The following is a 1141-nucleotide window of genomic DNA, read 5'->3' on the forward strand; positions in this document are numbered from 1 at the left end:
TGCCCGAGCCGGGGCCCGCGCGGCGCGAGGTGATCGTCGCGGTGCTCGACACCGGGCTCGACCCGCACCCGTGGTGGGAGGAGTCCGACTGGTACGCGGCTCAGCGCGAGGAGGTCGCCCAGGTCCTGGACGCCGACCTCGACTACGAGCTCGACGCGCAGGCCGGGCACGGCACGTTCGTCGCCGGGGTGGTGCTGCGGCAGGCGCCGACGGCGCGGATCGTCGCCCGGCGGGTGATCGGCGGCGACGGGGTCGGCGACGAACTGGACGTCATGCGGGCGCTGCACGGGCTCCGCGCCGACGTGGTGAACCTGTCGCTCGGCTGCCACACCTTCGACGACCGGCCCTCGCCGCTGCTGCAGCGGGCGGTCGCCGCGCTGGGCCGCGCCACGGTCGTGACTGCCTGTGCCGGGAACACCGCTTCGGACCGGCCGTTCTGGCCGGCCGCGCTCAAGACCGTGCTCGCGGTGGCCGCACTGGACGGGGACGAACGCGCCTATTTCAGTAACTACGGCTGGTGGGTGGACGCCTGCGCTCAGGGCGTCGGCGTCGAGAGCAGTTTCGTGCGGTTCGGGGAGTTCGCCGGGTACGCGGCCTGGTCGGGCACGTCGTTCGCGGCTCCGGCCGTCGCGGGGACGATCGCGGCGGGGCTCGCATCCGGCCGATCCCCGGCGGAAGCGACGGACGCGGTCATGTCGTCGGGCCCTACCCTTCCCGACCTCGGCGCAATCATCAGGACCTGAGCACGAGTAGGCCACGGTCGGATAACCACGGCCGTTGCGGCGTGTCCTCGGGGGCCTTCGGCGGCCTAGCCTCTGCCCCGGAGCGAGAGGCCTCGTGAGAGGACTCGATGGTCAGCGACACCGGGGCCGGGGAACTGGTCACGCGGGCACGTCTGGGCGACCAGGCCGCCTGGGACGGGCTCGTCGAGCGGTACCAGCCGCTGCTGTGGACGATCGCCCGCGCGTACGGGCTCGACCGGGCCGCCGCCGAGGACGCCGTGCAGGCGACCTGGCTGCGGCTCGTGCAGCACATCGGACGGTTGTGGGAGCCGTCGTCGGTCGGGGCGTGGCTCGCCACGACCTGCCGCAACGAATCCCGCGGCCTGGCCAGGACGGCCGCGCCGCGCCGTTCGGCGGCC

Annotated in this window: 2 protein-coding genes; both read left to right on the plus strand. The window is 74.1% G+C overall.

Annotated elements, in window-relative coordinates; all coding sequences use genetic code 11:
* The coding region (locus tag ACYVE7_RS34385) for a S8 family serine peptidase (protein WP_460370798.1) at positions 1–743 on the plus strand (743 nt) is incomplete at its 5' end.
* Positions 744–850: 107 nt separating this feature from the next.
* A partial coding sequence (locus ACYVE7_RS34390; protein ID WP_460370800.1) for an RNA polymerase sigma factor occupies positions 851–1141 on the plus strand: 291 nt, incomplete at its 3' end.

This window comes from Actinocorallia lasiicapitis (assembly GCF_054778695.1).